Annotated in this window: 8 protein-coding genes; 6 read left to right on the top strand and 2 right to left on the bottom strand. The window is 66.6% G+C overall.

The features are described from left to right. Positions 1 to 85: 85 nt before the first annotated feature. Positions 86 to 853, bottom strand: coding sequence for an SDR family oxidoreductase (locus EOA29_RS20645; protein WP_126091266.1), 768 nt, complete (start codon positions 851 to 853; stop codon positions 86 to 88). A gap of 296 nt (positions 854 to 1149) precedes the next feature. On the opposite strand from EOA29_RS20645, the gene EOA29_RS20640 reads away from it, so the two are divergent. Then, entirely contained in the window at positions 1150 to 1299 is a 150-nt protein-coding gene (locus EOA29_RS20640) for a hypothetical protein (RefSeq protein WP_126091267.1), read from the top strand. A gap of 156 nt (positions 1300 to 1455) precedes the next feature. Then, positions 1456 to 2397, top strand: coding sequence for an LLM class flavin-dependent oxidoreductase (locus tag EOA29_RS20635; protein WP_126091268.1), 942 nt, complete (start codon positions 1456 to 1458; stop codon positions 2395 to 2397). A 19-nt stretch (positions 2398 to 2416) separates the two neighbouring features. Here the strand turns inward: EOA29_RS20635 and EOA29_RS20630 are convergent, their stop codons facing one another. After that, a complete protein-coding gene (locus EOA29_RS20630) occupies positions 2417 to 3091 on the bottom strand; it encodes an isochorismatase family cysteine hydrolase (RefSeq protein WP_126091269.1) in 675 nt (224 codons plus the stop codon). A 207-nt stretch (positions 3092 to 3298) separates the two neighbouring features. On the opposite strand from EOA29_RS20630, the gene EOA29_RS20625 reads away from it, so the two are divergent. The 4 genes from EOA29_RS20625 to EOA29_RS20610 all read left to right on the top strand — a co-directional run bounded on the left by EOA29_RS20625 (position 3299) and on the right by EOA29_RS20610 (position 6527). Continuing rightward, on the top strand, positions 3299 to 4093 hold the full coding sequence (locus EOA29_RS20625; RefSeq protein ID WP_189350473.1) for an ATP-binding cassette domain-containing protein: 795 nt from the start codon (positions 3299 to 3301) through the stop codon (positions 4091 to 4093). Positions 4094 to 4110: 17 nt separating this feature from the next. After that, positions 4111 to 5049, top strand: a complete 939-nt coding sequence (gene exbB, locus EOA29_RS20620; RefSeq protein ID WP_126091271.1) for a tonB-system energizer ExbB — start codon at positions 4111 to 4113, stop codon at positions 5047 to 5049. Between the two features lie 6 nt (positions 5050 to 5055). Next, a complete protein-coding gene (gene exbD, locus EOA29_RS20615) occupies positions 5056 to 5541 on the top strand; it encodes a TonB system transport protein ExbD (protein ID WP_126091272.1) in 486 nt (161 codons plus the stop codon). 176 nt (positions 5542 to 5717) lie between these two features. Next, complete coding sequence (locus EOA29_RS20610) at positions 5718 to 6527, top strand: TonB family protein (RefSeq protein WP_348628905.1); 810 nt, start codon at positions 5718 to 5720, stop codon at positions 6525 to 6527. Positions 6528 to 6713 lie beyond the last annotated feature (186 nt).

The following is a 6713-nucleotide window of genomic DNA, read 5'->3' as shown; positions in this document are numbered from 1 at the left end:
CCAAGGGTCGACCCCCCACTCCGTCGAGCTACGCTCGACACCTCTCCCCCGATCGACGGGGGAGAGGAAGGGTGCCAGGCTGGCCTCAGATTGCCGTAAACGCGTTGTCGACGAACAGATGCGCGCCGTTGACGAAGCTCGATTCGTCGCTGGCGAGGAACAGCGCGGCCTTCGCTACCTCTTCCGGCTCGCCGATGCGGCCCTGCTGTGCGGCCATGGCGGCGTCGGAAACGTCGACGCCGAGCTTGCCGAGATCGGCCACCTCGCGCAGCCCGTGCGGGGTGCGGATGAAGCCGGGGCAGACGGCGTTGCAGCGGATGTTGCGGTCGCGGAACTCGACCGCGATGGCGCGGGCGAACATATGGCAGGCGCCCTTGGTGGTGTCGTAGAGCACTTCGTTCGGCGTCGCCGCCACCGCCGAGATCGACGAGGTGCAGACGATCGAGCCGCCGCCGGCTGCGATCATGCCGGGCAGCACCGCGCGCGTCATCAGGAACATCGAGCGCACGTTGACGGCGTGCAGCCAGTCCCATTCCTGCAGGCTCGTCTCCAGGAAGGGTTTGATGACGATGGTGCCGGCGTGGTTGAACAGCACGGTGACCGGCCCGAATTTCTCCGCCGCCGCCCTTGCCGCCGCTTCGACCTGCGCTTCATCCGAAACGTCGGCCACGAAATGCTCGGCGATGTGGCCGCGCGCGCGGATAGCCGCGGCGGTTTTGCCGGCCGCCTCGCCGTTGCGGTCGATGATCGCCACCTTGGCGCCTTCGGCCGCGAACAGCTCGGAAGCCGCTCGGCCAATGCCCGTCGCGCCGCCCGAAATGATGGCGACCTTGCCCGCCAGCCTTCCACCCATGTCGTTTCTCCGTGAGGGCCTTTGTTTGTCGGCCGATGCTATCCCCGACATTCGGGATGGCCAAGCTCTGTCGAATAAAGGGCTTTTTGGCTTCGGAAGGCGGCTCCGACCGACCAACTCCAGGTCAGCCAGAGGCCGGCGTGGCACGCGCCGACGATCGAATACTCCTTTTACGAGAGGTAATAACAACCATCTTTGGCCTGAATTTGAGAACGTTGTTCCAAAAATCTCTCAAAAATAGCAATCGACAAAGTCTACTAATTTTATAGATTAATGGCCGAGACGGAGGCTCGACCATGTCCTACATCCAGAATGCTCAGCGCAAGGGCCAAAGGCTGACCGCCGGTGAGAGCTGGAGGCCCGCCTATGGCGGCACCTTCGCCTATCTCGTCTTCGCGCTTGCGTTCGTGTTCACCGGCGCGGTGGTGCTGGGGCTGATCCCCTAATAATCGGGCATAGGGGCCAAGGCCCCTCCGTCAAACAATCTGAGTTGAGTAGCCGAGTAGAACTGGCCGTGCGCCAGAGCGCCGTCGCGCGCCTGTGCGTGGATTTCAATGCGAGGGCATAAAGCGGGGCAACCCAACGTGATGGAGGAGATGGCAATGCCGATCGAGTTCACGCATGTTCCCGGTAAGCCTGCCAACGGCAGCTTCTTCTATGATTTCGCCGAGACGGCGACCAAGCTGTCGCTGATCGAGGATGCCGGTTTCAACAAGCTGGTCGTCGACGATCCGGCCGGCCTGCTCACCAATATGGACATCGCCGCCCAGACGCTCGAACGCACGGCATCGCTCGAGGTGGTTCTGACGCACTGGGCCGGCGTGATCGAGCCGACGGTGGCGGCAAGGCAACTCGCGGCGCTCGACCGCAGAAGCGGCGGCCGCCTGTCGCTCAGGATGCTGAGCGAGCCGCTGGAGGACAGCGACGCCGAGGCGCGGCCGGTCGGCCACAGCGTGGTCTGGCAGCGCATCGACGAATATCTGGTGCTCTTGAAGCGTCTGTGGTCGAACGACAAGCCTTTCGATCACGAGGGCGCCTTCTACAGCGTCAGAGGCGGCTACGTTCCGCGCAAGGGTCCGCATGGCGCGGACCTCGCCATCCGTCTCGGCGGGCAATCCGGCACGGCGCTGAAGGTCGCGGGACGGCACGCCGATGTCTTCGAGCTGGCCGCCGGCTCGCCGGACGAGGTCGCGCAGTTGATGCAGCGCGTGCGCAGCGCCGCCGCCGAACACGGTCGCGCCGGCAAGCTGCATTTCGCGCTTCCCGTCCGCATTCGCTCCGAAGACTGGTCCGGCGCCTCCGACCACAAGGCGGTCGATGTCGTGGGGCCGCCGGCGCGGCTTGCGCTTTCGCTGTTGCCTTATGCCGCGCTCGGTATCGAGGAATTCATGATCGGCGGCATCGACCGTCCGAGCGAGATTGCCCGGATCGGGCGCGAGACGGTCACGCTGATCGCGAATTCGCTGGCGCGCCGCGAAGCGGAGATCCCGCAGCCGGGAGCTTTCGCCGCGCGCCGGCCGCCGGCCGTGCGCTCGCCGTTGTGAGAAGAAGGCCCGCGGCTGCTCAGTTCGCCGCGGTCACGAGCCGGGACAGCGCGGCGATGACGACTTCCGACTCCGCCAGCGCGCCGAAGACGCCGTCCTCGACCGTGACCATGTGGAGCGCGGCTTCGTGCGCCTTTTGGTCGCCGCTGGCGCAGGCGTCCGCGATCGTCAGGCACTGGAAATTGCGGTCGCAGGCCTCGCGCAGCGTTGTGTGCACGCAGACATCCGTCGTGCATCCGGCGAACAGGAGATGGGTGATGCTGCGCGCCCTGAGCACCAGCTCCAGATCGGTATAGGTGAAGGCGCCGTTGCAGGTCTTGTCGACGACGATGTCCTCAGGCGCCACCTCGATGTCGGACACGATCTGGAAGCCTGGGCTGGAGCGCAGCAGGATGTCGGTGCCGTCGAGGCCAGCCCGCTTGCGGCGCCATTTCTCGTAGGGCGTCATGTCGGCCATGTCGGCGCGATAGCCTTGCCTGGTGTGGACGATGGTCAGGCCCGCTGCGCGGGCGGCGGCAATCAGCCGGTTCACGGCGGGCAGGATGGCTCTGAGCGGCGACGGATCATAACCTTTCCTGGCGAAGTAACCTGTCGGCGACAGGAAATCCTCCTGCAGGTCGATGACCAGCAGCGCGGTGTGCTGCGGCACCAGCCGGCCGTCATAGGGGAAGTCGAATGGTGTCGCCTTGATCATCGCCTGCTGCCTCGGTTGCCGCCTGCATCGTGGCGCAGCGATGGCGTCGCCGTCCAGACCTCATAGCGCTCAGGCTGCCGGTCGAAGCGACGCAGCAATTTGTTGATCAAAAAAATCACCTTTAGAGTTGACTAGTAAACTCATGTTTCCTAGTCAGCCAACGTTGGCCGCATGGCGACAGCCTAGGCAGCGGCCGCTTGGAGACGGATGTTGACCGAAGCAGGTGCCCAGACTGCCTTTCATGTCGAAGCGGTGCGCTTTGCCGTCGGCGAGCGCACACTGCTCGGGCCGGTTTCGCTCGAGCTTCAACGCTCGCGCGTCTACGGGCTGATCGGCCATAACGGTTCGGGCAAGTCGACACTGGTCAAGCTTCTGGCGCGGCAGCAGCCGGCAAGCTCCGGCGATATCCGCTTCGCCGAACGTCCGCTCACCGGCTGGGGCGCGCGCGAGTTGGCGCGGGCGCTCGCCTATCTGCCGCAGACGACGCCGGCGGCCACGGGCTTGACCGTGCGCGAGCTGGCGGCACTCGGGCGCTATCCTTGGCATGGCGCGCTCGGCCGTTTCGGGTCGGAGGACCGAAGCCATGTCGAGGAAGCGCTGGCGCTGACCGACATGAGCGCTTTCGCCGACCGCCTGGTGGACGAGCTTTCCGGCGGCGAGCGCCAGCGCGCCTGGCTCGCCATGCTGGTGGCGCAGAATGCCGGCGTCATGCTGCTCGACGAGCCGATCTCGGCGCTCGACATCGCGCATCAGGTCGAGGTGCTGGCGCTGGTCAAGGACCTGAGCCGCAAGCGCGATCTTTGCGTCGTCGTGGTGCTGCACGATCCCAACATGGCGGCGCGCTATTGCGACGAATTGATCGCGCTGAAGCAAGGCCGGCTGCTCACGCGCGGCACGCCGGCCGAAATCATGCGGGGCGAGGTGCTCAAGGACATTTTCGGCGTCGAGATGGGCGTGCTCGAGCACCCCGTCACCGGCCGGCCTATCGGCTACGTGCAATGATGAAGCGAGGACGAACCTTGTCCCGGAACAGCTTTCTTCCTGCGGCGCTGGCCGCATCGGTCATTCTCTCAGCCGGCGTGGCCACGGCGCAAGAACAGCCGTCGGCGCCGGTGCCGGCCGCGCAGGCACCTGCGGCGCAACCACCGGCGGCGGGTGCCGCGCCGACTGTAGCCCAGCCGGCGGAGCCGAGTCCCCAGCCGACCCAGAGCGTCGGCGCCGATCGTGAGCAGCCGGCCGCAATCCCGCTGACGCTGCCGCATGATCTGTCGCCCTGGGGCATGTTCATGAATGCCGACATCGTGGTGAAGGCGGTCATGGTCGGACTTGCTTTCGCTTCTCTGGTCACCTGGACGATCTGGCTCGCCAAGTCGCTGGAGATCTTAGGCGGCAAGCTCAGGGCCCGCCGCGCGGTGACGGCGATCGGCAATGCGGCGACGCTGATGCAGGCCGGCCGCGCGCTTGGCCACAGCGGGGGGCCGGGCGCGCTGCTGGTGCGCGCGGCCGAGGAAGAGCGCGCGCTTTCGGTCGGCGCGCTGGATCATGCCTCGGGCGACGGTCTGAAGGAGCGCGTCAACTCAAGGCTCTCGCGCATCGAGGCTGCCGCGGCGCGGCGCATGTCGCGCGGTACCGGCCTGCTTGCGACAATCGGCTCGACGGCGCCCTTCGTCGGCCTGTTCGGCACCGTCTGGGGCATCGTGAACGCCTTCATCGGCATCTCGCAGGCGCAGACCACCAATCTGGCGGTGGTGGCGCCGGGCATCGCCGAGGCGCTGCTCGCCACCGCCATGGGCCTGGTCGCGGCGATCCCGGCGGTGGTGATCTACAACGTCTTCGCGCGTTCGATAGCCGGCTACAGGCAGATCCTTGCCGACGCTTCCGCGGGCGTCGAGCGGCTGGTGAGCCGCGACCTCGATTTCCGCACGGTGCCGCCGGCAACCGCGATGGCGGCGGAGTGAGCGGCGATGGCGGCGCGGATCCGCGAGACGGCCAGCGACGATCTCGAGGAAAGCCACGAGATCAACGTCACGCCGTTCATCGACGTCATCCTGGTGCTGCTGATCATCTTCATGGTCGCGGCACCATTGGCGACCGTCGACGTCAATGTCGACCTGCCGGGCTCGACGGCGACGCCCGCGCCGCGCCCGGAGACGCCGCTGTTCCTGACGCTGAAAAGCGACCTGACGCTGGCGATCGGCAATGACAGCGTGCCGCGCTCCGCCTTCGCCGCGGTGCTCGACAGCCGCAGCAAAGGCGACAAGCAGACGCGCATCTTCCTGCGCGCCGACAAGACGGTGGGCTATGGCGAACTGATGGAGGTGATGAACCTTTTGCGCGCCGCCGGCTATCTCAAGGTCGCGCTGGTCGGCCTCGAGACGGCATCGGGCGCCGGTGGCGCGGTTCCAGGCGGAAGCCCCGCGCCGGCGACAAGCGGAAGTCCCGGGCCATGACACCTGCGGTCGCCTCCTTGTCCGTTCGGCCGCGCTTGCACGTGCGCGAAGCCGGCCTGTGGACAAGCGCGGCCGCGATCACTCTCGCCGCGCATGTCGCCGTCGCCTGTGCGGTACAGAATCTGAGCTTTGCCGAGGCGCCGGACGGCGGCCCGCCACCGGCGCTGGCGGTCGAAATGGCGCCGCTGGTGGTTGCGCCTGCGGTGCCGGAAGACGTGGCGACGCTGAACGCGGTGACGCCGGATCCGCCCGATGCGGCGGAGGAGACGCCGACGGTCAGCGAAGTGAAACCCGCGACCGATCCGATACCGGAACCGGTCGCGGAAGCGCCCGAGCCGGCCACCGAACAGCCCGTCGACGCTGACAAGGCGGAAGAGGCCGAAGCAGCGGAGCAGGCTGTTGCGGCGCTCAGCGAGCAGCAACCTTTGGAAGAGGTTATTCCCGATCCTGTCGAAGCGATCGCGCCTGACGTGGTCATTCCGCTGCCGCAGCCGAAGCCGGTCGAGGCGGAAATCAAGGCAAGCAAACCCGTCGAGGCGAAGAAAAAAGCGGAAAAGAAGCCGGTCGAAAAGCCGAAGCACCGGCCGAAGAAGGAAAAGGCCGAGCCGCCCAAGGCGGTGACGACGGCCAGCATCGGCGCCAAGGCAGGAGCGAAGGCCGCCGCGCCGCAATCCTCCGATGCGGCGCCGCGGTCCAGCGTCAGCCCATCGCGGTGGAATGCCAACCTGGCGGCGTGGATCAGGCGGCACACGCGCTACCCGAGCGCTGCGCGATCGAGAAAGGCCGAAGGCAGCCCCAACGTCACCTTCACGGTGGACAGCTCCGGCAGGGTGGTCTCGGCCCGGCTGGCGCGCTCGTCGGGCGATGCGGATCTGGATCGCGCGGCGCTCGGCGCGCTGCAGGGCGCGACGGTGCCCACGCCGCCGGAGGAGCTCGGCGCGCGTGTCACGCGCACGGCGCCATTCGTGTTCAGTTTGCGGGACTAGAGCAATTCCAGGAAAAGTGTGAAACGGTTTTCCGTCCGGAATTGCGTCAAAACAAAGCGCTCTAGGCTGTGAAGATGGATAGTGACAGGGGCCTGAGCGGTTCAGCCCAATCGTGGACTGCCCGGGATACTGCCTTTCGGAAAGCCATATGACGGTATTTACGCGACGCAATCTTCTCAAAGCCAC

The organism is Mesorhizobium sp. M1E.F.Ca.ET.063.01.1.1, assembly GCF_003998155.1.
GTDB lineage: Bacteria > Pseudomonadota > Alphaproteobacteria > Rhizobiales > Rhizobiaceae > Mesorhizobium.
Note: the sequence above shows the minus strand (reverse complement) of the source record. Positions and strands in the feature narration are given on the sequence as shown.